Below are 23,840 nucleotides of genomic sequence, written 5' to 3'. Positions count from 1 at the left end.
TTGCGCTAGGGCAACATTTGGTGACTAATCAAGATATAGTGCTAAGTTGTCCGCAACAAAGTTAGAGATCCATGGTTGAGCTACCTCTTTAGGGTGAAGCCCATCCTCTTTCATCCACTCCTCTTTCAAGATTATTTGCTCTAAAAAGAAAGGCAGTAATGGGATTTGGTATTCATCCGCTAGATTTGGATAGATATCGGCGAATGCTTGACTGTATCTTTGCCCGTAATTTGGAGGGACTTGAATCTGCATTAAAGCGACGTTTGCGGACGCTTGTTGGCTCATAGAAATAATCTGTTGCAAATTTTTTGTCACTATACGTGGATGGAACCCCCTAAGCCCGTCATTGGCACCTAATTCAATCAGTACCCAATTTGGCTTATGTCGTGCTAATAGAGCAGGCAGGCGATCAAGACCATTACCTGTTGTATCACCGGAAATGCTTGCATTCACGACGGAGTAGTCAAAACCTCTTTCATTCAGGTCTGAAGAAAGTCTGAGTGGCCAACTGCTCTCTATTGGCATTTGATAACCAGCACTTAAACTATCACCTAGTACTAAAATTGTGGTACTACTTGCAGTACAAGAAAAAATAAGAAAAACAAAGGATATAAATCTAGTCATGCCAAATTCCATTATTAAAGCTGAATCGCTCACGAAATTAGTCTCTACTAAACAAGAGCATTTAACAATCCTTGAAGACGTAAATTTAGAGATTAATGAAGGTGAGTGTGTGGCTATTGTTGGTACTTCAGGTGCTGGCAAGTCGACATTGATGACGTTATTAGCGGGTTTAGATGTACCAACAAGCGGTGATGTGCATCTTATGGGTCATGCATTATCCGGTTTAGATGAAGAAAAAAGAGCGGCTATTCGAAGTGATTCGGTGGGGTTCGTATTTCAGAGTTTTCTACTCATACCCAGTTTGACAGCGATAGAAAATGTGACATTGCCTTGCTTGCTTAAGGGCGAGGACGAAGACAGAACGAGAGCAAAAGAGCTGCTGGATTCTGTGGGATTAAGCAATCGAATCGATCATCTGCCTTCACAACTCTCGGGTGGGGAACAACAACGTGTTGCGTTAGCGCGTGCCTTTATGATCAAACCCAAGGTGCTTTTTGCCGATGAACCAACCGGTAACTTGGACCAACACACGGCAGAAAAAATTATAGAGATATTGTTTGAGTTAAATCAGAAGCACGGTACGACGCTTGTTTTAGTCACGCATGATCCCGATCTGGCTGCGCGATGTGATAAAACGTTTCATATGCAAGCTGGCAAACTGGAGAACTAACCATGGATAACCAAACGGGTTTCTCTCTTAACCGACGTCTATTTAAGTGGAGTTTGGAAGAAATACGCCATGGGCAGTTATGGCCGATATCTATTGCATTGACGTTAATTATTGCGTGTGTTTTTGCATTGTCAGCGCTCGCAGAGCGAATGGAACAGGTATTGGTTAAGCAGGGCAAAGATGCTTTGACGGCTGATTTGGTTTATTCATCTTCTAATCCAATCCCGCCGCCTTTACTTGACATTATTTACGCCCAAAAAGAGCTCAGTGAATCTAAGCTTACTCGCTTTTCTACCATGGCGTTTAGTGAAGAGCAGATGCAATTAGTCACGGTGAAAGCGGTCGATTCGAACTACCCATTACGGGGTAAGTTGCAATTAGATGATGGTAAACAAACCTCTAATAAAGTACGTTCAGGCCAACTGTGGCTTGATGAACGAGTGTTATCATTGCTTGAAGTTACTGTGAGTGACACTGTCACTCTAGGTGACGCGGATTTTGTAATTAGTGGTAAAATAGTCCAAGAGCCGGGTTTGTCGTTTAATCCGTTTCAGCAAATGCCCACGGTTTACATCCATGAATCTGATATAGAGAAGACAGGTGCCCTTAGGGTGGGAAGTCGAGTTCGTTTTAATCTGTTTCTGCTTGGCAATGAAGAGAGTTTAGAGGCGGCAAAAAACGCCGTAACACTGACACCGAGTGATCGTTGGAGAGATCAAGATAGCGGCTCAAGAAATAACGAGATGTTTGATCGCACAACTCAATACCTGTCGCTGACGGTCGCCATTGTGATCATTATGGCGGCGACAACGCTAGTGTTAACTTGTCAGAATTATGTCGCAGGGCGAAGAAAAACCGTGGCAATGTTAAAAAGTTTGGGTGCAAGTAAAGGGTGGTTAAGGCGCTGGTTGTTTACTCAGATCGTTATTTTGTTTGTTCTTGGGGCCACTTTTGGTGTGTTCTCTGGTTATCTACTTGAGATATTTCTGCGAATCCCACTTACTGACCTACTACCTAGTCCATTACCTAGCTACGGTCTTACTCCCGTCTTTGTTGCGTTCCTTACCTGTATTCTTATCGGAGTTCCTGCACTTGGTATCCCATTACTGGGACTTATCAATACATCTGCTGTAAATGTGATGCAGATGAGCAAGGAAGAGACAAAATGGCAACGTTATTTGTTGGTGTTGGTTCCGATTATTCCGATGATCGTTGCTTATCAGAATAACACTTTGGTTTGGATGGTATTAGGTGGGATCGTACTCCTATTCGTCTTGCTTGGGCTCATCAGTATTGCGATCGTCAAGGTGATTAATAAGCTGCCTATATCGGCTTCTATGAAATTGGCAGTGAGTCGCATTAACCGATCGTCTATTGCCAGTGCATTACAATTTGGGGCTTTGGGTTTGTCGTTAATGTTGTTAGCGGTGATCTGGTTGGTTCGAACCGACCTTTTACAGGACTGGCAACAGACCATCCCAGAGAACGCCCCTAATGTGTTTGCCATTAATATTGCGCCTTATGAAGTAGACGAATATTTGGCTACGATAGATGGACAATCCATAGAGCGTTCGCAGGCTTTTCCGATTATCCGCGGTAGGATAAGCGGCATCAACGGCACAGAAGCAAAAGATCACGATAGTGTTAACAAAGAAGCTGAGTCACTGAGTCGTGAACTAAATTTCACATGGGTAGAACAGCTGTCCGATCCCAATTCGATCATCGAAGGGGCATGGACGACAAAAACAGGTGTTTCTGTTGAATCAGAAGTCGCGTCTGATTTGAATCTGAAAATTGGTGATGAGCTAAGCTTCACTATTAACAGTCAACCAGTCAATGCAACAATTAATAGTATTCGTAATGTTGAATGGCGAGAAATGAAACCTAACTTCTACTTTATATTTACACCGGATGTGCTGGCGTCGTTACCTGCCACTTGGATGGTTAGTTTTAGAGTCGACGAGCAAGAGAGTTCAATATTAAAATCGTTGTCACGGGCGTTTCCGACAGTGAGCCTGTTGGATATCCGTACGATGGGTAACAAGATAAGAAGCCTACTGACTCAGTTAATTTGGTCTGTGACGGTATTAGCTTCTTTAGGCGTCGTGGCTGGTCTTCTACTCATATTTACGCTGTTAAGATTGAGCCTATCTCAAAGACAGGATGAAATTCGTCTTTATCGAACCTTAGGGGCCTCTAAAAAACGAGTTACCAGTACGCTATGGAGTGAATATGGCTTAATGGCTGTGACGGCTGGTTTGGTGGCGAGTTTTGGAGCGGAGGTGAGTGTTGCTAGTATTATGCGTTTTGGCTTTGACCTCGATGGTCAATTGCATCCCACATTATGGCTAGCGTTGCCCTTGATTTCCTTTATGGTACTTGCGATTGTAATCAATTCGTTAATCAAGAAGCTGTTGCAGCCAATTAAGGGAAGTGAATAACGTACCAGTTTGGCAGTGAACACTAGGTAGATGAGAACGTGGTTCTAACTATAGTTTTGCTTTATGTAAAGCGATTGAAAATTCTATGATAGTTGGTTGATCGTTCAAACTGGTTTGGAGTGTGTAAAAGTGGGTCTTCATTACCAAAATTGCGACGAAGAGTTATTTTGAGTTTGAGGTAGATCCAGTTATCCACAGATTCGGTGGATAAAGTTTTGGATAACTTTAGTGAAATATAACCTAATGTTTCTGGAGCGCCCAACACACGTCTTTTTGCGAAGGATGTTATTCACAACAGTATGAGAAATCGATTGTGTCAAAATTGAGTCAAGTTTTTTTTTGCAAAATAATCTGTTTTTCTGATGTGAAATAACAGTATGAAATGTGGGATTTTTTTGACATGAATTATAGGTATAATCTAACAAGGTTTAACGAGTTAAAGCGTGTAAATGAGTAAGCTAACGATAGATTTAAAAATGAAAAAAATTGGCGTGATTGGAGGCGGGATCGGAGGCGCAACTGTCGCGATAAAACTGGCTGAACTTGGAATCGAAACCTACCTGTTTGAACGCAAGCCGAGCTTAGTTTATGGCCCACCGATATGTCATCTCCATGCCGGAGGAAATCTATACCGAGAAATAGACGAACAGCAATGCATCGACTTGTTAAGACAATCCATCCAATCGGTGAAGCTATTCCCGCATACGATTAACATCCGTCCAACTATTATTGCCATCCCTAAGACCGATAAAGGGGCGCCAGAGGCGTTATTACCACGCCTCGTCTCTATCCAAAAGCATTACCACAAAATGGTGGCGGCGGATGACTCTAATAAGGTATTAGGAGAGGCAAAAAACTACTACAAAACCTATACACGAGAAGCGTTAGAGAGGCTGAAAGGCCAAGTACAAGATGGTCAACCTAACACGCTTGATGATTGGATGTTGCCGTTTGTTAATCACGTTGATCTCGATACATTGAAATACCCAGTAGTGTTGGTTCAAGAATATGGTTGGAGTCTATTTAGGTTGGCCTCTTCAGCTACGATGCTGTTAGACAAATACAAGAGTGCGCATGTCTATCTTTCCAGTGAAGTCACCGATATAACAGCGAACCAGTCTAAATGGACGATAAGTTATCAACAAGGTGAGCAGAATCGTGAGCTTGAGGTTGATTACCTTATTAATGCTTGTGGCTATGAAACGGGTACTGTCGACAATTTTATCAAGGCACCTCGAAGTCGATTAGTCGAATTTAAAGCGGCGTATGTTACCCAGTGGACTGGAATATCGGATACATGGCCAGAAGTGGTCTTTCATGGTGAGAGAGGAACGATCGATGGAATGGCTCAGCTTACACCCTATGCCGATGGGATATTCCAATTACATGGTATGACCGATGAGATCACCTTGTTTAAAGATGGGTTAGTGTATAGCAATGAAGATTGTGCTCAGCCTCAGTTGCCGGAATACTTAGTTTATAAAATCAAAAAAGGGTGGAATGAGATGCAGAAGCGAGAAAGAACCGAACTCGCTATCAAGCATATGAGCCGATTCATACCTAGTTTTGCTGAGGCCACATTTGCTGGGAAGCCGTTATATGGAGCTCAACAAATTCCCGGAATGGATGCCTCTCTCCGCGCTGCTGATGTCTCTTTTCATGGATCTAATTATGCGCGAATAGAGATTGTAAAAGGGTCTTCTGCTATTGAGGCGGCATTGAAGATAATAGAGGGCATAGTTAGCAACAACAATACTCTCGACAAAATACTCGTTGAGCGTTCGTCCAATCAAAAAGAGACGGTGTCACTTGATGCAGGAGAGGTAGAGCAGTTCGCTATTGAACTGGCCATTGAACGTGGTTATCCCGATGGGTTAGCAAAGGTGAGCGGATTAGAACCGCTCTATTAATATCCGAACCTGAGTGCCCATGCACACCATATATCTTGTAGATGACGGCGGTTACCTCGGATAAATTTCACTTCTTGTCCAGGCCTAGCCTGTGCAATTCGTGCATGATCAATCCTCGCCAGTACCCCTAACTTAGGATAGCCACCTAAGGTTTGCCTATCGTTTAACAATATGATTGGTTTCCCGTCAGGTGGTATCTGTACGGACCCCAAGGCTATGCCTTCGGAGATAATACCTTCTACGGGTGGTGTTATCGGCGATCCTTCTAAACGATATCCCATGCGGTCGCTGTGTTGGCTAACTTTATATGTTTGGTTGTAAAAAGAGCGCTTTGATTCTTTGTTAAATTGATGTGCTTGATAAGACTCAATCAGCCGTAAACGTAAAGGTAGGTTGTAATCGGGAGTGAAGCGAAAGGTCAATTGCTTAGATGGCTTCATTGCACTCGATTTGCTGTATTTTAGTCTATCGTTTTTGACCAATGGTTTACCATCATGATGCAGGCCGCCGAGCTGCTCTCTTAACACGGTGCTGGTGCTGCCTAAATGTGGAGCGATGTTGAATCCACCTTCTACGGCTAAATAGGCTCTCAATCCGTTTATTGGCAAGCCAAACTTTAAAACCTGTCCTCTACGAGCATAGAACGAGGTCCAGTTTCTGATCGGTTCATCATCTAATCTTGCTTGTAAGTCACCACCACATATCGCGAGCATGCAATTTTGGGTAAATCGAAACTCAGCTTGGCCCAGAGTGATCTCTATTGTGGCGCTGTTTGGGTGGTTGCCTAGAAGGTGATTTGACCAACAGTAAGCGTATTCATCTAGTGGTCCGCCTTGTGTGACACCTAGTGGTGCAAGGCCGTAGCGGCCAAAGTCTTGAATTAGGCTTAATTGACCGGGTTTTACGACCTCTAAATAGCCCATAACTCGCCTCCTAATTCTAGATATTGTTGTTTGGTAATCGATTCAAATCTTACTTTATCCCCAATTCGAAAGGGGGAAAGCTGTTCGCTTTCGGGGTCAAAAAGTTTACTGGGACAGTTACCAATTATATTCCAGCCTCCTGGTGTTGCAGAGGGATAGACGGCAGTCTGATTGTCTGCGATGCCTACACTGCCCGCAACCACTTTCAACCTAGGTGTGGCCAGTCGTGGCGTGATGAGGTCATTATCTAAACCGGAAAGAAACGCAAATCCAGGTGCAAAACCAATGGCGCATATTGTATAGTCTGGCGTCGTATGCTTGGCGATAAGCGTGTGGAGATCCAACGATTTATTACTGAGTATCGAGTTTAGATCCGGCGCAACGTCAGATCCATAATAGACGGGCAATGTCACCGTGTTGTTGCTAGGTAAGGCTTGAAAGGAATCAACCTGATGGACAATTTGTGCAAGGCTTTCTAGCATAGCGTGTTCTGGGATTCGATAGGGTAGATAGTCGACTAAAAGCGTGGTGTAAGAGGGGGTTAAGTTCATTATGTTGTCGGTATGGTGCGCATAAATAAGTTCGGCTACCTGATTGATAAAGGGAGGTAACACCTCACTTATCTCTTCGGCAAATTGAATCAATATGGATGATTCGCAAACGGCTTCAATAGAAAATTTTTTATTTAGCATGTCGGTCTCATAAATTGGCAATTGATTCTCTAATTTTACGAATACAAGCAATAGAGTGGGGATTATCACTATGAATACAAATGGTATCCGCTTGTATCGCTAATGGTTGTCCTGTAACGGTCGTAACGCTTCCATACTTTGCTATCTGCATGACTTGATAATAGATATCGTCGCTATTGTGTATTACTGCTTTGGGGTGATCTCTTGAGGAAAGTTGTCCATTATCAGAATAGGTTCTATCAGCAAACGCTTCAAATAGTAACGGCACATTAAAATCATCAGCCATTTCTAAGTATTGTTGGTTCTCTGAGGTCGACAAAATCATAAGCGGTAGTGAATAAACTTGCGCGGCTTTGGCTATGGCTTTAAATATGGCCGGAGAGCGCATCATGTCGTTATAAAGAGCACCATGAGGTTTGACGTACTCAACCTTTGCCTGATGCAGTTCTGCAAGTGCCTTTATTGCACCAAGTTGATAGAGTATCAGGTGGGTAACTTCAGCTTCTGTATGGGCGATCGAACGCCGTCCGAAACCTTGAATGTCGTTGTAACTCGGATGAGCGCCTATTTTTACCGAATGCCTCAGTGCTAATTGAATGGTTTGTGACATTATATTTGGGTCGGAGGCATGAAAACCACAGGCGATATTCGCCATGTCTATCCACGGCATAACTTCTTCATCTTCGCCCATTTTCCAAAGACCAAAGCTTTCACCCATGTCACAGTTAATAGATAACTGTTCAATACTCATCTGAACCTCTTTTGTCTTCCTTGAAATAACCCTAAAGGGCTTGCAACGATTTTACCGATATAAGAGTCCATTTTATTTATTTGATAAATAAATAATGGGGTAAAGCCAACAAATTAGTAATGTTTACTTTCTAATGTTTGAAATTATACGAAGACGGTTATTGATCAGTATCGCTATTCAAAAATAAAATGGTTATCTGCGTGTTAATTGACCTACTCTACTGCTAGTATGTGACTAGTTCTTACCTGCATTTTTATTACTTTTGTTTTTACACATTTTGAGGGGGAAATATGGAGTTGGGTTTAATTGTTGTATTTATAATTGCAGCAGCACTTATGGTACGAAAAGAGATGAAGTCTAAATAGTGTTTTCCCTATTTGAATTAAAAAAGACCGCAATGCGGTCTTTTTTGTTGGTAAGTAATAAAATCAATTAAGAATCAATAACATATCAGCAGTCCCATCCTCAAATTGAACGTCGAGTTCAAAACCAAGTTTTTGTGCCAGAGTTAACATCCCTCTATTGGTCGGCATTGTCATGCCTGACATCTGCTTTGTGCCTTTGTTTTTACAAAAGTCGATGATTCTTGTCATTAATATTCGGCCTAAACCACAACCTTTAAGATCAGAACGGATCAGGATAGCAAATTCTGCATCGGTATTATCTGGGTTAATTAAGGCTCTAGATACACCCAATATCTCACCTTTTTGGGTGACGGCAACAAAAGCAATCTCTCGGTTGAAATCTATTTGGGTTAGATTGGATAACGCTTCATGATTCAGCTCACCCACCTCAGTAAAGAAGCGTTTGTAGAGGTCTTCCTTAGACACATTATTAATAAAGGAGGCGTGAGCGGGTTCGTCTTCAGGCAGGATAGGGCGAAGTTTGACTTCTTCGCCACTTTTTAGGGTCACATATTCTTCCAATTCTACTGGGTAAGGACGGATAGCTAATCGTTGGTGTGGGTCGCCAGTAAACGGCTTTAAAGTCAGGTCTGCATCTAATATGGTTAGTGACTTGTGCCCAACAAGAAGGGGATGGATATCCAGTTCATGGATCTGTGGGTTGTCGATGATCATTTGCGAAAGTCGGACTAAAAAATCACACAGTAGATCGATGTCAAGATTGCTGGTTTTCTGGGGCCTTATCGTGTGCCTTTTAATGGCGCGTATAATAAGATATCTCGCTAACGCCATGTTCAAAGGTAGAATACCAACAGCCGCATCTATGCTTTCATCCCATTCAGAGCCCCCTTCGCCTAGCATGATTACAGGGCCAAAGGTAGCGTCAGTCTTGACTTTGACTCTTAATTCATAGGCACCAATTCGGCTTGCCATCGCTTGAACCAACAAACCGTGAATATTTGCAGAAGGATAGTTCAGTTGCACAGCATCAAGGATAGATTGGGCGGCGGTTTGAACCTCGATAGGGTTGCGTAAATTAAGAACCACACCGTGTACATCAGATTTATGGGCGATGTCTGGTGACCGAAGTTTTACGGCCACGGGATAACCGATGGTGTCTGCAATTTGAACCGCTTCAGATGGCTCTTGTGCTATCCATGTTTCCAATACGGTAAATTTGTAATTCGACAGTAATGGCGTTATCTCATGTGTATCCAGTACCAATGTATTGGCTACATTTTCTAGGTCGATTTCGCTTGAATTTTGTTTTGTAAGTTGGGACTCAAACTGATTGGAAAGCTTGGTTTCTATCCAACTGCGCGCTTGTTGCTTGTTTTTGACATCGATCTGTTCGGAACTGGTTGGCGTTTCTATGAGTTGTTTCTGGTTTCTTCTGTATTCCACTAAGTGCATGTAGGCGACAACGGCGCTTTCGGGCGTTCTGTAAGTTGGTATGCCAGCTTGCGTGAATAAAAGTCGTGCTTCTCTTGCGGTTTTTTCGCCACTCCAATTGGTCAGTATATTGAAGCGTTTGTGTCGTGGATGCGCCTTTACACAATCGATAATCGCTTGAGCCGTTTCAATAGAATGTGCAATTGCGGATGGACTATGCATGATTAGAAGGGCGTCGATATCATCACTATCGAGTAGTGCATTTACCGAATTTACATAGCGATTTTTATCTGCGTCACCGATCATATCGATCGGGTTGCTTTTCGACCATGCTGGTGGAAGCGCTTGATCCAATTTTTCAATAGTTTCGTCACTGAGTTCGGCTAATTTACCACCTCGCTCTAATAAAGTATCCACAGCCATTATTGATGGACCGCCGCCGTTGGTAATGATACCGAGTCTCTCACCTCTTAATGGTACGGCGTGAGTCAGTGTCTCTACGGCTGCAAACAACTCATGGGTGTTTTTTACTCTTAACATACCCGTTCGACTGATTGCCGAATCGTAAATGATATCTAACGTATCATTGCCGCCGGTGTGACGCTGCGCGGCCCGTCGTCCAGCGTGCGTTCGGCCACCTTTAAGGACCAATATGCGCCGATTTCGAGATGCGGCTCGCGCAGCCGACATGAACTGACGCGCGTCTTTAATGGAGTCTATATAGAGAAGGATCGCCGCTGTTTTGCTGTCAGTACAGAGATGATCAAGCAATTCAGCCACGTCGATATCACTTCCATTACCAATGGACACAAAAGCGGAAAAACCGATGTCTTTGTCGTTTGCCCAATCTAAGATGGTCGTGCAAACCGCCGCCGATTGAGAAACAAAAGCGATGTTGCCTTTCGCAGCGCTGACAGGCGAAAAAGAGGCATTAAGGTTTAACCAAGGAAGGATAAGACCCAAACTGTTTGCACCTAACACTCGAATGCCATTCGCTTTCGCGATAGCGAGGCACTGTTGTTCTATGGTTTCCCCGTCGCCATTTGTAATATGCATATCGGATGACAGTACAATCGCTGCTGATACCTTTTTTTCGGCTAACAGCGTAAATATTTCTACGTTTCGTGATGCATTGGTGCAGAGAACGGCGATATCAGGCGTAATAGGTAATTTATCAATTGAGGGGTAAGCAAGTACACCACATACTGCCTTATATTTGGGTGTGACCGGCATAATGGCGCCTTGAAATCCGCCTTTTAACAGATTATTCATGACTACTTCACCAGCCCTAAAAGGTCGGTTTGATGCTCCAATAACCGCGATAGAAGTCGGCTTAAGCAGTTTAGAAATATTATTCATAGAAACCTCGGGTATATACCGGTTTATCAATAATAATAGATTTCTCATTGAATGAATTGTCTATACTTTATCTATGTGACAGAGCATACCGAATTGTTCTGCTAGACTGTGCCTTAGCTCACATCCTAATGATATCTATTAGGATTATCTACTTGATTATATTGCGTTCAATAGGCATGATTTGCGTAGCTTATTAAGGAACTTATGAATTGTTTATGAGAAATATTTCTATTATCGCTTTGTCTATTTTGCTTACCGCTTGTTCATCTGGTGAAATGATCACCAATGTGACAAGTGAGAGCCATCAAGAAGAGTATAAAACTAAACCCATGGTCGAACCGATGAAAGAATCGACTGTAATGGAATCCGATGTTGGGGTTACCGCGGTAGCACAACAACAAGTGGTTAAAGCCCAAGTATCTCAGCCCAAACCGTCTACTGCCACGCGTTCTAGCAACAAGATGATCAAAATCTTGCCGCCTACTCAAAAGCAAGAAGCAAATACGATGCGTTTTGGCTACACCATACAGGTTATGGCCGTAAGCAGTTCTCAGAAAGCGTTGAGTTATGCAAACCAGTTGCCAGAGGCACATCCGGTTTGGGAGCATCACAAACAGGTGAAAGGAACAGATTGGTATGCGGTTTTATATGGTGATTATGCGACCAAGTCTGAAGCGAAAGCCGCAATTCAAACGTTACCTAAGTATTTTAGAGATCTAAAACCCTTTGTTAAAAGCCTAGACGAGATAAAAAGTTCATCTTATCCGAAGTTGGTTAAGATTAAGTAATTGTGCAACTGGCGTATAGTCGCGACTCATTTTACTCAATCAAAAAAAAGGAACCCTTAGGTTTCTTTTTTTGATTGAATTCTGAACGAACAAATGACTAGATTGTATTGGGCACTATTTTTTACTGTACCTACGGTATCAATTGGTTATCATTAGAATTCGATAATAATGTTGTTGTTTCGCGGAATGATCTTAAAAATGAATAAAACATCTATTCTTCTCTTATGTGGTGGTGGTGGTTCAGAGCATGAAGTCTCTTTGGTATCGGCGGCTTATTTATTGGATCAACTCAAGAAACAACCAGAGTTAGAAGTCCACTTTGTGGAAATCACCAAAGATGCGTGGTTGCTTGATGGTGCTCATGTCAATTTGGATATCAATAAAAAGGCGCTAATATCTGATATTGGTGAAATCAAAATAGACTACATTGTGCCGTGTGTACATGGATACCCAGGCGAAACGGGGGATCTACAGTCAATGTTCGAACTTGCTGGTATTCCTTATTTTGGTTGTGGAGCGCAAGCGAGCACAAATAGCTTTAATAAAATCACCTCTAAACTATGGTACGACGCGATTGGGATCCCGAATACACCTTACCTTTTTTTGACTGATGCTGACCAGAAATCATTAGATAAAGCCTCTCAAGCTTTTGACAAATGGGGAAAAGTTTTTGTCAAAGCCGCATGTCAGGGATCATCTGTTGGGTGTTACAGTGTGACTAAAAAAAGCGAGTTGGTAAAAGCTATTCAGTCTGCTTTTCATTATTCCGATCAAGTTCTCATCGAAAAATCGGTCAAACCGCGAGAGTTGGAAGTTGCGGCGTATGAATATCAAGGGACGCTATTTGTCAGTAAACCTGGCGAGGTGATTGCACCGGACAATGCCTTTTACACTTATGAAGAGAAATATAGTGCAGATAGCCATTCTCATACTGAAGTTGAAGCGCGCAACCTTACGGTACAGCAGTTATCGAATATTGAAACGTTTAGCAGAACCGTATTTAATCAAATGAAATTGAAGGACTTATCTCGCATCGATTTCTTCTTAACCGAAGAGAATGAACTCTTGTTGAATGAGGTTAATACCTTTCCTGGAATGACGCCGATTTCTATGTTTCCTAAAATGGTTGAACATAACGGACATCAGTTCGGTGAATTTTTAGCCAGCGCAATAAAGAGTGCGCTTAATCCCAAGGTTTAATCACTTTATATTTCGTCATTTCGTTTTCCGCGACACGCTTCATTTGCAAATATTGCGCTGGCATAGCAGGGCTAAGCCAGCGACCGAAATCTTGTATATCCCTGATATTATAGCCTTGCCTTTCAAGCTCTTGAGTTGCGCCCACTCGGGCTGACTGTCCTGTAAATCTGTAGTGGTTGGCCAAACCTAATAGATCACTTGCTCTTCGAAGGATCCGATAGATAGAAGAGTCATCGAGTTGATACATTCCAATGTTGTTGTGTTTGTCTATCCGACGGAAAAGGTACCCTTGTGAACCTGTAAGAAATTGAATCCAATCAAATAGGGCGGAGCCTGCTTTGTCACTCAATTTGTATGTCATGTCGTTCAGATTCACACACCACTGATTGTCAATCTGAACTACATCACTTAGTTGTAGGTTCTTTAGATTCGTTCTTTTCAAAGCACACTCAAACATTATGTAATAAATAGCACGATCACGGTGACCACGTAACGTATTTTCTCGACTTAATAACTCATCTAATGAATCTAGGTGTTTTGTTGTTAAGGCGTTTGCTTGTCTTGCATCACCTTGTTTTTGCAGCCTTAACTGTGACAATGTAAATTGTATCTGGCGGTGTGCTGTTGGGACTGGATAACTATGTAGTTTATGTATGGTGCCAATAGTGATGCTGTAACGTCTTATAGAGGCGAACTTACGCTCTCTAGACTCATACTCGAGGAACATACGTATTGCGGTGATCGAAGCTGGCAGCGCATTAACATGTTTAGCTTCACAAAATGAAACAAATCTATTCCAGTCGGTTGTCATTGCTAGTACGGTACTATGGGAATATTGAGTGTCCGTTAACTGGTTGATATCATCATTAACTATATGATTATTAAATTTTTTTCTGCTTTTATCACGCACTATGATATCCGTGATTGGGGTAATGTTTTTCTTGATCATAGTGCACTATAACTTGATGGGTTGAATGAAAGAATATACTTGAATATGTGACAATTACAATTATTATATAGTGACGAAAAACAAAAAGAATATTCATTATGGCTACGACGTTTCATAGAGGCTACAGCATTCAATCCGGCGCTGATAAAGATGTTTGGCATGTCAGAATTAAAAAGCAGATTTTGTCTGGTAATTTGCCAGCGGTTAAGAAATCGGTAGATTGGTGGTGCGATACTGCGACCATTATAGATCCTATCGAATTCGCGTCTCTCGCGCCTAAAAAAGAAGAAGAAGTAACTGAACAACATGAAGAGTATAATGGCCAACTATTAAAAAGTGATAGTGGAGCTAAAAACTCTTGGTACTGCTTTTTTAATGGCAAGCTTATTAAAGGCTCTAAAGATGCAATCAAAAAGCATATCGATAAACACGTCGCGGTAGCGGCAATAAGAAAGAAATAATATGTCTCTTGTATATTCAACAGAAATTGGCCGAATTAAACCAGAAGAACAAAAAGTAAACCGTCCAACGGGTGATGGTATCGTGAGGATACAGAAACAAACCAAAGGACGAAAAGGCAAGGGTGTTTGTATTGTCACTGGGCTTGATTTAGATGATGCAGCACTAAAATTAGTCGCAGCAGAGCTCAAAAAAGTTTGTGGCTGCGGTGGTTCGGTAAAAGATGGGACCGTTGAGATACAAGGTGACAATCGTGAGAAAATTAAGGCTCACTTAGAGAAAAAAGGTTACACCGTTAAATTGGCGGGTGGTTGATGAATTGATAACTCAAACAATCTGAACAATCATAGCCAACGTTGAGTTGGCTTTTTTATTGGTATCACGTTGATCAAGAGTTTAGATAAGATGCAGTGAAGCTAAGTCAACAATTATGTAGAGGAAAATTTGTGTGAAACAGTCAATTGTCCATATTGCATTAGTCGTTAGAGACTATGATGAAGCTATCGATTTTTACGTCAATAAATTGAAATTCGAACTAGTCGAAGATACCTACCAGCCAGAGCAAGACAAGCGTTGGGTTGTTGTGTCTCCGCCTGGCTCTAACGGCGTCACACTGTTGCTTGCACGAGCGTCAAAGGCGGAACAACATAACTTTATTGGGAACCAGTCTGGAGGACGTGTATTTCTGTTCTTAAACACAGATGATTTTTGGCGTGACTACAATAGAATGATAGAAGCTGGGATCAAATTTGTTAGGCCTCCCCAAGAACAAGATTACGGTGTGGTCGCCGTGTTTGAAGATCTTTATGGAAATCTTTGGGATTTACTCGAACTGAATGAAAATCACCCGATGTCAATAAGAATGGCATAACTAGCCCCTAAGAGTCATCTAACCGAACATATTCACTGACATTAAAAGAATAATAACCGTCCAACATGTTGAATAATTCAAGAATCTGATTCTAATTAATTCAGTAGTAGCGTAATTAACTAGTTTTTGAACCAGAACCACTTTTTCGTAAAAAATAAAATGACACTTTATATATGTTTGATATAAGGCTATATATAAAATATAGTTGGAGTGTTAGTTATATGGCAATAAGCATTAGACTTCCAAATTCAATGGGGTGCACTGTAGCTGGGACTGCAGTAATATTAAGTGTGTTACAAAAACACAAAAACACTAAAATTTTTGCGTTAACTCCTTTTACGGACTTGTTGAAAGGTTTAGATGGTGTGGAAGTGATAAATTGTCGCGACTCTCTTACCAATAATTATAATATAGACTTGAGACAATATACTTCTAGACGACCACATAACTCATTTCCATATCGTCCCAGTTATATGCATATGATCGAAATGGCAGAAGAACAATTAAAAGAAAGGCTACTTGTACATTACCCTAAGGTCTTTATTGACAAAAATGAAGATATATGGGCAAAGAAAGAGACGATGAAACATCCTCATGAACTTATCTGGTATCAATCTGTATCGACATCCTCTAATAGAATATGGAAAAGTAGCAACTGGAAAATATTAAAGGAAACTTTTTCTGGCATATATTCTTTTGTCGACTTATCAACAGAGGGTTATTCTCTTAGGCAATCTCTCGCTATTGTTAAACATAGCTTTGCAGGTATCTGTCTTGACAGTTTTATGGTGCATGGGTCTGCGGCGGTTAATGCGAAGAATGTTCTAGTTATACTAGGAAGCTCTAGACCCGAATGCGTAACTTACCCAGGTCAGTATATTCACTACAAAGAGTCAGGGTGTCGCCTCCAACCTTGTGGAATGCACGGATATTTTAATGGTTGCAAGAGAGAGCATGAACACCTTTTTGGCGAAAATAACTGCATTCATCCCTTTTCAAAATGCATGGACACTATCTCGGTTAAGGACATTTCAGAAACACTAGAAATGTTGGCCAGCAACAGAAGTATACGTATTAAAAATAATGATATATTTTGAGTTCATATAAGAATATTAGATATATTCTTTGATTACATAGTATGGACCATACTCAATTTTAATATTTTGTTTTATTATTCATCTTAAATATTAAATTATTCTATTCTTATCAAGGTTAAATAAAACTAATAGGAAGTAATTATATTGTTGACATGAAATCTTTATGTATTGATCACGATAAATATAAACTTAGGATGTATTTTATTTTGATTGGGGTAGGAGTAAATAACATTAACACCCATGAGCTTATATTAATGAATAAATGCTAATATTGGGAGTCTTCAATGAAACGAATGGAAGCACCATTAGACATGGTTATTGGGGCGAAATTTAAAACAAATCGACATGGTTATACAACGGTTATAGATTATTACAATTGTTATACCGTTATCGTAGTTTTCGAAAATACGGGTAATATTCGCTCAATTAGTTCAACAAAACTGAGGTCCGGTCAATTTGTTGACCGTTTAGTACCACCAAAGTCTGTAATAATAGGTGAAAAAATTCAATCAATAAAATATGGCGTACTGATGATTAGAGCAATAGAATCTGAAAATATAGTCGTATTAACAAATAGTGATAATAAAGAAATACGTCTTTTGTTACCATCGGTTCAGAAAATGAGAGCCAAAGGAACTGAGATTGAAACCCAAACAGATGAAAGTGCAATACCAACGTCACTAATTCAATTTATTAAAGGTACCAAGAATTGCCACAGATAATAAATATAAAAAATAATGCCTTGTATAGGCGCAATGAGGGTCAACTATCTTTGTATACACACCTTTTTTAGATATTAAAAAATACTCCGCCAAAAAAATGATTAACCATCCCCTCGATTGGCTAATGTTGACATGTCAACCTCGAATACTTCTTTTGTAACAATTAAGCAACAAAATGATTTATTTTTTGCAGACTAGATCGATTAAAGAGATATCTATAACAGGCATTTCCAAAATAGAGATCATCGTCACTTTTTGTCTACATAAACATAAATACCATAATGTGGAATTATAGATTAATAAGTTCCACAATGTGGAATCTATGAAAGTGATATTGAAATATTTAAGGACATGAGCAAGCTATGGCATTAGTTGATACGCAACATGAAAGCCTCTTATCTATAAATAAGCTGACAAAGCGTTTTTATAATTTTGTCGCGTTAGATTCGGCATCTTTTCATATCCATAAAGGACGTTGCGTTGCTTTATTAGGAGAAAATGGTGCGGGAAAATCGACACTAATCAAAACGTTAGCGGGTATTCATAAAAAATCGTCAGGGGAAGTTCTATTTAAAGGGGACCCTATAGAAGATGCCGCACGAATTGTTACGTCAAATAAGGTTCCAATCGCTTTTATTCATCAGGATCTAGGCCTTATTGAATGGATGACGGTTGCAGAGAATATTGGGTTGATGCTTGGGTTTCCTAAAAAATGGGGATTCATAAACTGGAAAAAAGCAGAGGAAAAAGCGCAGGAAGTTCTGGGTCTGGTTGGCCTTGATATCAAATCCTCGGAACGAATATTCAACCTAAGTGCTGCAGAAAAATCTTTGCTGGCAATTGCGCGAGCTCTGGTTGCCGATGCAGAGGTGTTGATTCTGGATGAGCCTACCGCTTCTCTTGTTGCAAGTGATGTTGGAAGGATGTTCGAAGTACTAAAACGTTTAAAAGACAAAGGGGTAGGGATGATCTATGTCTCTCATCGATTAGATGAAATACATGATATTTGCGACGACGTTGTTGTATTACGCGATGGGAAAATGGTCGGTTCGGGCCTAGTGGATGATTATTCAATCGATGATTTGGTGGAACTTATTGTAGGTACCAAGAAAGAGATGGACTATCGAACACCACTTAAGCCAAATGCAGATACAGTTTTACAGATAGAAGGTCTGCAAATTGGTGATCTTGACCCATTCAGTATGGGCTTGAGAAAAGGAGAACTCGTTTCACTTGTCGGGTTACGTAATGCGGGACAAGAGATTATTGGTCAGGCTCTATTTGGTCGGTTAAATATAAAATCAGGTTCCGTTCACCTCAATGGAGATCTTGCGAATTTGTCTTCGCCAGCGAATAGCATAAAAAGTGGTTTTGCTATGGTTGCTGCAGATAGAGTTAAAGAAAGTATATGTGCCCCAATGAGTGCGTTGGAAAATCTAAATTTAAACCCTACCAACCTTGGAACGAGTAATTTCACTTTTCTTTCTAAAGATAAAGAACAGCAAACAACATTAGATTTATTGCGTAAGTATGACGTGCGACCGATGGACCCAAATATTGCGATTAGTTCCATGAGTGGTGGGAATCAACAAAAAGTGATTCTAGCGCGTTGGTTCAGTATGAATAAACCAGTGATGATTCTCGACAATCCAACCGCTGGTGTGGATATAGGTGCACGGGCAGAAATATATAAAATTATGCAAAAAGCTATCAGTCAAGGCCTGTCCGTTATTGTGATATCCAGTGATTTTGAAGAGGTTGTAAATATTTCAAATCGCGCATTGGTATTCAACAGAGGAAGAGTGGTTAAAGAATTATTAGAAGGAGACGTAACGGTCTCCAATTTATTGAAATATGCATCAGGGTCAAAAATAGAAGAGGTTGAACATGGCTACATCTAATGTCAAGTCCACAGCACTAGAAACGGAGATTACGATGTCGTTGGGGCTCGGAAATATGCTTACTCAAGTTGCGATGCGTTACGGGTTACTCATCCTTACCGTGCTGCTTATAGTCATATTTGGACTCTCGACTGATACATTTTTCTCCATGCTAACGTTGCAAGCTATATTGAGTGAAAAAAGTATCGTCGCTATTTTGGCACTTGCGGCCATGGTTACCATGGTGACAGGGAAAATGAATCTTAATGTTGGATTTGGCGTTACTTTCTGGCACGTTTTTGCAATCACACTTCAGCAGAGGTATGGTTTTTCTTGGGAGGTTGCTGCCGTCATTGTGGTGATGTGTGGGTGTCTTTATGGTGCCTTTAATGGGATGTTAGTCGCCCTTGCCGATATCGATTCATTCGTTGCGACGCTTGGAACGGGTACCGTCATTTATGCCGTGTCACTTTGGCACACCGGAGGTCGACAAATTGTCGGTGCTTTACCGGAAAGCTTTTATAACTTTAGCGGCCTTGAAGTACTTGGATTGCCGATTATTATTTTCTATCTAATGGCGATCACAATAGTGCTCTGGTTGATCACCGAATACACAGCGCTTGGCAGAAAATTGTATGCCGTTGGTGCAAACCCAAACACAGCCACACTCAATGGTATCAACACCAAAGCGTGTTACATCGGTTCATATATCCTGTCAGATGGTCTGATAGCTTTCGCGAGTGTTTTATTAGCCTCCCATATAGGTATCGGGTCATCTTCTGTCGGTCAAGACTACATGTTACCCGCGTTAGTGGGGGCTTTCTTGGGATCAACCACTTATAGAGCAGGGCGAGTTAACGTTTGGGGTACGTTAATCGGCGTTGCCCTCGTTAGTGTGGGTATCTCCGGATTACAACAACTTGGTACGCCATTCTTTGTCGAGCCACTGTTTAACGGCGGCATCTTACTCATTTCAATTACTCTGGCTGGTTTTAGTCAGAAACGTAAACAAACAGCAACAAAAAATAACGTGAAGGTGAAATAATGAAAAAAGCGATAAAACTCTTACCGGTACTTATAGGTATTACTCTTACATCGCAAGTTTTGGCTGATGAAGCAAGTGATTATGTTCAGCTAGCGAAAGAAATTGTTATGCAAGCGTCTGTGGATTCTTCGGAACCATTTTCCATTACTGTTGGCCCTACGGCGGCTAAAGAAAAATCGGTCATATTTATTGCCTCGGACCTGAAAAATAGTGGTGTGTTGGGTGTTGTAAAAGGTTATGAGGAAGCGGCTAAAGAGATAGGTTGGAAGGTGCGTGTTTTGGATGGTGCAGGTAGTGTTCCATCACAATCTTCAGCGGTTAAACAGGCGCTAGCGCTTCAACCAGATGGTATTATTATTGGTGGATTCACACCAAATACTATGGTGCGGAGTTTACGTAAAGCAAAAGAGCTGGGAATTAAATTGGTCAGTTGGCATGCTACACCAGAAGCAGGCCCAATCGATGACTTGTATATTGATACCAATATTACTAGCTCGGCAGATGATGTCGCGAAAGTCTCGGCAATGTATGCTATTGCAAATTCTGATGGTAAGGCGAATGTTGTTATCTTAACGGACGGTCTTTATAGCATAGCGGTACATAAAGCAGACGTAATGAAATCTTATATTGAAAAATGTAAGGAATGTTCTGTACTTAGTTATGAAGATACGCCTTTAGCGAATACATCTGCACGTATCCCGCAATTAACGTACTCGCTTGTACAAAAATACCAAGACAAATATAACTATACGTTAGCAATTAATGACCTTTATTTTGACTATATGTCACCGGCTTTAAAGTCGTTGGGTAAAGAGAAAGGTGAGGGGCCTTATAATATTTCTGCAGGCGACGGTAGTGAATCTGCCTTCGAACGCATTCGTAATGGAGGCTTTCAAAGTGCGACTGTCGCCGAACCTCTTAACTTACACGGATGGCAGTTGATTGATGAACTAAATCGTTTGTTCCAAGATCAACCTGTTAGTGGCTATGTTACACCAGCTCACCTCGTAAGTATGGATAATATCCATACTGCAGGAGGAGATAGAAACCTTTATGATCCAGAAAATGGTTACCGAGATTTTTATAAAGCGTCTTGGGAAACTAAATAAGGGGAGTAAACGAATTATGTCTTACAAAGAAGCGATCCTTTCTGAATTAGTAAAGATCAGCTCTGGACATATTTGGTGTGAGGGTGCTGCATGGTTGCAGCACTCTAACCAGTTGCTGTTTTCTGATGTAAAGAAAAATGCAATGTATGTCTATGATCCTAAAAATAAAGAAACGACGCTGGTGACAGATCAGTCCAATTTTTCAAATGGAAATTATGCTCTGTCCAACGGAGATGTTGTGACATGTGAACATGGTCGCCGCTGTCTTGCTGTACGCAATAAAGACAACCTTTCGGTTGCTAAAATCATAGTCGATAAATTTGACGGAAAACGTCTTAATTCTCCAAATGATGTTGTTGAGCGTAAGTCTGACGGAACTATCTGGTTTACTGATCCTCCTTATGGAATCATTAGCGATGAGGAAGGATTTAAATCGGAAAGCCAAATGATTGGTTGTTACGTTTATTGTTACAACCCAGTCACGAATTATTTAAATATTGCTACCTCTGACGTCCAACGTCCCAATGGCTTGGTATTCTCACCAGATGAGTCAACATTGTATGTTGCTGATATGTCTATTGTGGATTTTCCTACTCAAGGATTAAGACACATCAAATCTTTTGATGTTGAAGGTGAAAGGTTAGTCAATGGTCGTCTGGTCTATGAGGTAGAAAAAGGTATCCCTGATGGCATGACAGTGGATAACTTTGGCACGCTCTATTGTAGTTCAGCAGAAGGTATTCTGATTTTAGACCCCAATATGGTTCTAGTCGGTAAGATACCAACTCCGGAAAGCGTCTCAAATTGTATTTTTGATGATGTGCAAAACACCTTATATATTACGGCTTCCAGTTCAGTTTATGCGATTGAAATAGACTGCGAAGCTTTATCAATGATTTCGGAGCCTTTATGTGGATAGGTAAATTTTCGGCACAAGATTACAAAATTTTGCTGCCAACCAAGTTTGTTAAGGCAATAGAATTTGTCGCGAATCAAGATCTTGAATCAATAGAACTGGGTAAACACCAGATAGCTGGTTTAGATATCGAAGATGCGTTTTTTGTAGTAATGGAGTACCAGACTTCACAAAAAAGTAGTGTGGGTTCAGAATTTCACAATAACTATTGTGACGTGCAATTTATCGTCTCTGGTGAAGAGAAATTTGGCTGGGCAGAGTTGACCGATTCAACTAAAGAGTCTCTGCTAAAGCAGTTTGACTACGAAACTGATCGTGATATTTGTTTTATTGACGAAGATAGTGTGCCTCTTTCATATATTGAAATGAAACTAGGTGAGTTTTACCTGTTCTCACCTCTTACCGTTCATATGCCCAACTTGACAGTGACAGAGGATCAACTAGTACGTAAGGTTGTTATCAAGATAAAACAGTCATAACGTCAACTTTGCCAGCAACTTGAGTAATTCAATAGAAGGGACTATTTCCATCAAAAAGTGTAGAATCTGATGAATGAGTTCACCTACGAATAAAAACCAACAATGAGTTGGTTTTTACGAGTGGGAAAGCCCCATTTATAAAGAAAAATGTTATGCCATTGACCGAAAATTGAATTGGCAGTCTTTTTATTATGATAATTAATGGTCAATAAATCATAAATTCAAATATAATATTTTCAATAATAAAAGAAGTCGTGTGATTCAAAATGCAATCTGTATATAAAACTTTCGATGTGTTAGAAAAAATAGCCTGTTCTGAAGGCATAAGCCTAGATCTTCTGTGTAAACAGTCAGGTTACCCTAAACCCACGGTTCATCGCATATGCAAATGCTTATCTAACAGTGGCTATGTTCGACAGTCTTCCGGTGGACTGTATTATCTAACCACTAAGATGGTGACGATGGGGTATTCTATTATTCAAAGTGATTCTCTACTGAATGAAGCCGTGCCTTATTTGGCTGAGTTGGCGAACAGAATCGGTTTCATTGTCAATTTGCAAAGAAGAGATTTCGATAGTGTTATCTTACTGAAAAAGCAAGAGCCGAAATTATCGGCATTTCATACTAATGCGCATGCTGGCTTAACGTCATCGTTGACTCATTCTGCTTGCGGTAAGGTAGTATTGTCCTATTTTACGCCGTTAGAAAAAGAGAAGTACTGGCAAACGCATTGCCAGGATCTTGATGCGTTGGTCCATTTTGGTGAGAACGATATTTCGACAAAAGATGAGTTTTTAGCAGAATTAGATATTATTTATGAACGAGGTTTCGCTATCGATGGTGAAGGGAATGAGTCTGGTATCACCTGTATCGCAGTACCTTTAGAAGTTAAAAAAGAAGCGTCATACGCGATCAGTGTTTCAGGGTTAACCCCAGAAATAAATCGATATGGGCACCAACGTCTGTTGACTGAACTGCGCAAAGTCGCTCAAATATTATCTGGCAAATTGACGTAATGAATTTTCAATTACAACCGTGCGACTAACGCCTAGATCCGTTTCTACAAGTAACTACCTTTAGCGTTAGGTTATCTTGCGCATGAAAAAGGGAGAATTAATTTTACGTACGCATGTTTCATATTTAACATAATATACGTAAT

The 23,840-nt window shown here is 40.8% G+C and carries 22 protein-coding genes; 16 read left to right on the top strand and 6 right to left on the bottom strand.

Annotated features, from left to right (window positions below; genetic code table 11):
• Nucleotides 1-24 precede the first annotated feature (24 nt).
• The gene (locus tag AACW90_RS10825; protein ID WP_390234142.1) at nt 25-624 is read right to left on the bottom strand and encodes an arylesterase; all 600 of its coding nucleotides are present in this window, start codon (nt 622-624) and stop codon (nt 25-27) included.
• On the opposite strand from AACW90_RS10825, the gene AACW90_RS10820 reads away from it, so the two are divergent.
• The 3 genes from AACW90_RS10820 (at nt 623) to AACW90_RS10810 (ending at nt 5,645) form a co-directional block, all read left to right on the top strand.
• The gene (locus tag AACW90_RS10820) at nt 623-1,294 is read left to right on the top strand and encodes an ABC transporter ATP-binding protein (protein WP_390234140.1); all 672 of its coding nucleotides are present in this window, start codon (nt 623-625) and stop codon (nt 1,292-1,294) included. The two genes, AACW90_RS10825 and AACW90_RS10820, sit on opposite strands and share 2 nt — an antisense overlap.
• Nucleotides 1,295-1,296: 2 nt before the next feature.
• Entirely contained in the window at nt 1,297-3,735 is a 2,439-nt protein-coding gene (locus AACW90_RS10815) for an ABC transporter permease (protein WP_390234137.1), read from the top strand.
• Nucleotides 3,736-4,184: 449 nt separating this feature from the next.
• Complete coding sequence (locus AACW90_RS10810; protein WP_390234134.1) at nt 4,185-5,645, top strand: FAD-dependent oxidoreductase; 1,461 nt, start codon at nt 4,185-4,187, stop codon at nt 5,643-5,645.
• Here AACW90_RS10810 and AACW90_RS10805 read toward each other — a convergent pair.
• The 4 genes from AACW90_RS10805 to AACW90_RS10790 form a co-directional block, all read right to left on the bottom strand.
• A complete protein-coding gene (locus AACW90_RS10805) occupies nt 5,642-6,568 on the bottom strand; it encodes a 5-oxoprolinase subunit C family protein (RefSeq protein WP_390234132.1) in 927 nt (308 codons plus the stop codon). The genes AACW90_RS10810 and AACW90_RS10805 overlap by 4 nt on opposite strands.
• Nucleotides 6,556-7,260: a 5-oxoprolinase subunit B family protein gene (locus tag AACW90_RS10800; protein WP_390234129.1), complete on the bottom strand. Its 705-nt coding sequence runs from the start codon at nt 7,258-7,260 to the stop codon at nt 6,556-6,558. The genes AACW90_RS10805 and AACW90_RS10800 overlap by 13 nt, the downstream gene beginning before the upstream one ends.
• Before the next feature lie 7 nt (nt 7,261-7,267).
• Entirely contained in the window at nt 7,268-8,011 is a 744-nt protein-coding gene (locus tag AACW90_RS10795) for a 5-oxoprolinase subunit PxpA (RefSeq protein ID WP_390234127.1), read from the bottom strand.
• A gap of 428 nt (nt 8,012-8,439) precedes the next feature.
• Nucleotides 8,440-11,166 (bottom strand): bifunctional acetate--CoA ligase family protein/GNAT family N-acetyltransferase, encoded by a 2,727-nt coding sequence (locus AACW90_RS10790; RefSeq protein ID WP_390234125.1) that lies wholly within the window; start codon nt 11,164-11,166, stop codon nt 8,440-8,442.
• Nucleotides 11,167-11,381: 215 nt separating this feature from the next.
• On the opposite strand from AACW90_RS10790, the gene AACW90_RS10785 reads away from it, so the two are divergent.
• Together AACW90_RS10785 and AACW90_RS10780 are read left to right on the top strand one after the other, a co-directional pair.
• Complete coding sequence (locus AACW90_RS10785) at nt 11,382-11,954, top strand: SPOR domain-containing protein (RefSeq protein WP_390234123.1); 573 nt, start codon at nt 11,382-11,384, stop codon at nt 11,952-11,954.
• Nucleotides 11,955-12,152: 198 nt separating this feature from the next.
• Entirely contained in the window at nt 12,153-13,154 is a 1,002-nt protein-coding gene (locus AACW90_RS10780) for a D-alanine--D-alanine ligase (RefSeq protein ID WP_390234121.1), read from the top strand.
• Here AACW90_RS10780 and AACW90_RS10775 read toward each other — a convergent pair.
• A complete protein-coding gene (locus AACW90_RS10775; protein WP_390234343.1) occupies nt 13,138-14,100 on the bottom strand; it encodes a tyrosine-type recombinase/integrase in 963 nt (320 codons plus the stop codon). The genes AACW90_RS10780 and AACW90_RS10775 overlap by 17 nt on opposite strands.
• A 101-nt stretch (nt 14,101-14,201) precedes the next feature.
• Here AACW90_RS10775 and AACW90_RS10770 point away from each other — a divergent pair, with 101 nt between their 5' ends.
• From AACW90_RS10770 to AACW90_RS10720, 11 genes are all read left to right on the top strand, one after another.
• A complete protein-coding gene (locus tag AACW90_RS10770) occupies nt 14,202-14,564 on the top strand; it encodes a DUF3319 domain-containing protein (RefSeq protein ID WP_195706352.1) in 363 nt (120 codons plus the stop codon).
• Nucleotide 14,565: 1 nt separating this feature from the next.
• Entirely contained in the window at nt 14,566-14,877 is a 312-nt protein-coding gene (gene yciH, locus AACW90_RS10765; protein WP_390234119.1) for a stress response translation initiation inhibitor YciH, read from the top strand.
• A gap of 133 nt (nt 14,878-15,010) precedes the next feature.
• Nucleotides 15,011-15,433 carry a VOC family protein gene (locus tag AACW90_RS10760; RefSeq protein ID WP_390234116.1) on the top strand — a complete coding sequence of 141 codons (423 nt, stop codon included), beginning with the start codon at nt 15,011-15,013 and terminating at the stop codon, nt 15,431-15,433.
• A gap of 221 nt (nt 15,434-15,654) precedes the next feature.
• Nucleotides 15,655-16,530 carry a glycosyltransferase family 9 protein gene (locus AACW90_RS10755; protein WP_390234114.1) on the top strand — a complete coding sequence of 292 codons (876 nt, stop codon included), beginning with the start codon at nt 15,655-15,657 and terminating at the stop codon, nt 16,528-16,530.
• Nucleotides 16,531-16,814: 284 nt separating this feature from the next.
• Nucleotides 16,815-17,252, top strand: a complete 438-nt coding sequence (locus AACW90_RS10750; RefSeq protein ID WP_390234112.1) for a hypothetical protein — start codon at nt 16,815-16,817, stop codon at nt 17,250-17,252.
• 362 nt (nt 17,253-17,614) lie between these two features.
• The gene (locus tag AACW90_RS10745) at nt 17,615-19,153 is read left to right on the top strand and encodes a sugar ABC transporter ATP-binding protein (RefSeq protein ID WP_390234109.1); all 1,539 of its coding nucleotides are present in this window, start codon (nt 17,615-17,617) and stop codon (nt 19,151-19,153) included.
• Nucleotides 19,140-20,177 (top strand): ABC transporter permease, encoded by a 1,038-nt coding sequence (locus AACW90_RS10740; protein ID WP_390234106.1) that lies wholly within the window; start codon nt 19,140-19,142, stop codon nt 20,175-20,177. Before AACW90_RS10745 ends, AACW90_RS10740 begins: the two co-directional genes overlap by 14 nt.
• A complete protein-coding gene (locus AACW90_RS10735; protein ID WP_390234102.1) occupies nt 20,177-21,286 on the top strand; it encodes a substrate-binding domain-containing protein in 1,110 nt (369 codons plus the stop codon). The genes AACW90_RS10740 and AACW90_RS10735 overlap by 1 nt, the downstream gene beginning before the upstream one ends.
• The gene (locus AACW90_RS10730) at nt 21,231-22,205 is read left to right on the top strand and encodes an SMP-30/gluconolactonase/LRE family protein (RefSeq protein ID WP_390234100.1); all 975 of its coding nucleotides are present in this window, start codon (nt 21,231-21,233) and stop codon (nt 22,203-22,205) included. Before AACW90_RS10735 ends, AACW90_RS10730 begins: the two co-directional genes overlap by 56 nt.
• Nucleotides 22,196-22,681: a NanQ anomerase/TabA/YiaL family protein gene (locus AACW90_RS10725; protein WP_390234098.1), complete on the top strand. Its 486-nt coding sequence runs from the start codon at nt 22,196-22,198 to the stop codon at nt 22,679-22,681. The genes AACW90_RS10730 and AACW90_RS10725 overlap by 10 nt, the downstream gene beginning before the upstream one ends.
• 266 nt (nt 22,682-22,947) lie before the next feature.
• Nucleotides 22,948-23,697: an IclR family transcriptional regulator gene (locus AACW90_RS10720; protein WP_390234095.1), complete on the top strand. Its 750-nt coding sequence runs from the start codon at nt 22,948-22,950 to the stop codon at nt 23,695-23,697.
• Nucleotides 23,698-23,840: the final 143 nt, after the last annotated feature.

This window comes from Vibrio frigidus (genome assembly GCF_042465995.1).
In the GTDB taxonomy this organism is placed as follows: Bacteria; Pseudomonadota; Gammaproteobacteria; order Enterobacterales; family Vibrionaceae; genus Vibrio.
This window is presented reverse-complemented; position numbering and strand designations above follow the sequence as displayed.

Excerpts from the sequence above, each read along its gene's own strand:
- AACW90_RS10820 (WP_390234140.1), top strand. The coding sequence starts at position 623 with ATGCCAAATTCCATTATTAAAGCTGAATCGCTCACGAAATTAGTCTCT.
- AACW90_RS10825 (WP_390234142.1), bottom strand. The coding sequence starts at position 624 with ATGACTAGATTTATATCCTTTGTTTTTCTTATTTTTTCTTGTACTGCA.
- AACW90_RS10815 (WP_390234137.1), top strand. The coding sequence starts at position 1,297 with ATGGATAACCAAACGGGTTTCTCTCTTAACCGACGTCTATTTAAGTGG.
- AACW90_RS10810 (WP_390234134.1), top strand. The coding sequence starts at position 4,185 with ATGAGTAAGCTAACGATAGATTTAAAAATGAAAAAAATTGGCGTGATT.
- AACW90_RS10805 (WP_390234132.1), bottom strand. The coding sequence starts at position 6,568 with ATGGGCTATTTAGAGGTCGTAAAACCCGGTCAATTAAGCCTAATTCAA.
- AACW90_RS10800 (WP_390234129.1), bottom strand. The coding sequence starts at position 7,260 with ATGCTAAATAAAAAATTTTCTATTGAAGCCGTTTGCGAATCATCCATA.
- AACW90_RS10795 (WP_390234127.1), bottom strand. The coding sequence starts at position 8,011 with ATGAGTATTGAACAGTTATCTATTAACTGTGACATGGGTGAAAGCTTT.
- AACW90_RS10790 (WP_390234125.1), bottom strand. The coding sequence starts at position 11,166 with ATGAATAATATTTCTAAACTGCTTAAGCCGACTTCTATCGCGGTTATT.
- AACW90_RS10785 (WP_390234123.1), top strand. The coding sequence starts at position 11,382 with ATGAGAAATATTTCTATTATCGCTTTGTCTATTTTGCTTACCGCTTGT.
- AACW90_RS10780 (WP_390234121.1), top strand. The coding sequence starts at position 12,153 with ATGAATAAAACATCTATTCTTCTCTTATGTGGTGGTGGTGGTTCAGAG.
- AACW90_RS10770 (WP_195706352.1), top strand. The coding sequence starts at position 14,202 with ATGGCTACGACGTTTCATAGAGGCTACAGCATTCAATCCGGCGCTGAT.
- yciH (WP_390234119.1), top strand. The coding sequence starts at position 14,566 with ATGTCTCTTGTATATTCAACAGAAATTGGCCGAATTAAACCAGAAGAA.
- AACW90_RS10755 (WP_390234114.1), top strand. The coding sequence starts at position 15,655 with ATGGCAATAAGCATTAGACTTCCAAATTCAATGGGGTGCACTGTAGCT.
- AACW90_RS10750 (WP_390234112.1), top strand. The coding sequence starts at position 16,815 with ATGAAACGAATGGAAGCACCATTAGACATGGTTATTGGGGCGAAATTT.
- AACW90_RS10745 (WP_390234109.1), top strand. The coding sequence starts at position 17,615 with ATGGCATTAGTTGATACGCAACATGAAAGCCTCTTATCTATAAATAAG.
- AACW90_RS10740 (WP_390234106.1), top strand. The coding sequence starts at position 19,140 with ATGGCTACATCTAATGTCAAGTCCACAGCACTAGAAACGGAGATTACG.
- AACW90_RS10735 (WP_390234102.1), top strand. The coding sequence starts at position 20,177 with ATGAAAAAAGCGATAAAACTCTTACCGGTACTTATAGGTATTACTCTT.
- AACW90_RS10730 (WP_390234100.1), top strand. The coding sequence starts at position 21,231 with ATGATCCAGAAAATGGTTACCGAGATTTTTATAAAGCGTCTTGGGAAA.
- AACW90_RS10725 (WP_390234098.1), top strand. The coding sequence starts at position 22,196 with ATGTGGATAGGTAAATTTTCGGCACAAGATTACAAAATTTTGCTGCCA.
- AACW90_RS10720 (WP_390234095.1), top strand. The coding sequence starts at position 22,948 with ATGCAATCTGTATATAAAACTTTCGATGTGTTAGAAAAAATAGCCTGT.